Origin of the sequence: Alteromonas sp. AO-Serp (genome assembly GCF_017849675.1) — a bacterium.
GTDB lineage: Bacteria > Pseudomonadota > Gammaproteobacteria > Enterobacterales > Alteromonadaceae > Alteromonas > Alteromonas macleodii.
This window is the reverse complement of record NZ_JAFLMX010000028.1, coordinates 1-1,574: the sequence shown is the minus strand read 5'-3', so window position 1 is coordinate 1,574 and position 1,574 is coordinate 1. Positions and strand designations below refer to the sequence as shown.

The window sequence follows — 1,574 nt, the reverse complement described above, 5'->3', positions numbered from 1 at the left end:
GCTGTGGCGGTAAATATAAGGGTCAGCCTGTAATGTTAGGGTCAACTGTTTATTTAGTCTGTGAGCAGGGCTCAGAGAACCTGCAATTTACCCCCTCCTCAACAGGCACCTATCGCTTTACTGCAACAGCAGCAAGTGCGGGGGAAGTCGCCCTGGTTGTTTCAAAAGTTTAAATCTGATGCCGTATCTTTACGGCATCACTTAGCTTTTATCGTTGAATAAACTCTTCAACCACGTTTATTCGCAGTAATACCCTCTCTGTCTATACGAAAAATTCGCCTTAGCGTTAGCAAAAAAAAAGCGACCCATTGGTCGCTTTTTTCAAATAGCTAAAAACGCTACACGTCTAAGTTTTCCACTTTAAGTGCATTAGCTTCGATAAACTCTCGACGAGGCTCAACTTGATCACCCATCAGTGTGGTGAACAGCTGATCACAGCCAATAGCATCTTCAATGGTAACTTGAAGCATACGGCGGCTTTCTGGGTCCATGGTAGTTTCCCATAATTGCTCTGGGTTCATCTCTCCTAGCCCTTTATAGCGCTGAATGTATTGGCCACGTTTCGCTTCGTTCATTAGCCACTCTAGTGCTTCTTTGAAAGACTCAACTGGCTGTCTACGCTCGCCACGCTGAATGTAAGCGTCTTTGCCCATCATGTCATTGATAGCAAGGTTAAGCTCTTTAAGGCGCTGGTATTCAGACGACTCGATGAACTCGTGATCGATAATGTACTCATAATCGATACCGTGCATACGCATAATGATTGTGATGTAGTACTCGCTAAGTTCAGCATCAGTGCGAATTTCATAACGGTATGTAGCACCGTCGTTTTCGCGCTCTGTAAGCTGCTCTACGAAGTGTTTCGCCACATGCTCTAGTGCAGATTCATCTTTAAGGTCTTCAAGGTTTAGCGTAGGCGTGTAAAGCATTCTGTAAAGGATAGATGCAGGCATAAGACGTTTCATACGTGCAATCATCTTCTCTACCGATTGGTACTGCTTAACAAGGTTTTCAAGGCCTACACCACTAATACCTGGGTCTCCATCGCTGGTGTGCAAAGACGCACCGTCAATTGCGATTGATGTTAGGTAGTTAGTTAACGCATCGTCATCTTTAAGATACTGCTCTTGTTTACCCTTCTTCACTTTGTAAAGCGGAGGCTGTGCAATATATACATATCCACGCTCAATGATTTCAGGCATTTGACGATAGAAAAATGTTAGTAGCAGCGTACGAATGTGAGAACCATCTACGTCAGCATCGGTCATGATGATGATGCTGTGGTAGCGTAGCTTTTCAGGGTCATACTCGTCACGACCAATACCACAACCTAGTGCAGTGATAAGCGTCGCAACTTCCTGCGAAGAAAGCATCTTATCGAAACGCGCTTTCTCAACGTTTAGTATTTTACCTTTAAGCGGCAGAATAGCTTGGTTTTTACGGTTACGACCCTGCTTAGCTGAACCGCCCGCAGAGTCACCCTCCACTATGTATAGTTCACTAAGTGCAGGATCTCTTTCCTGACAGTCAGCTAGCTTACCTGGTAGGCCAGCCAAATCTAGCGCACCTTTACG

1 protein-coding gene is annotated in these 1,574 nt (G+C 45.0%); it reads right to left on the bottom strand.

Annotated features, from left to right (window positions below; genetic code table 11):
- Nucleotides 1-338: 338 nt before the first annotated feature.
- On the bottom strand, nucleotides 339-1,574 hold a 1,236-nt coding region (locus QVA83_RS02220; RefSeq protein ID WP_287498093.1), incomplete at its 5' end, for a toprim domain-containing protein.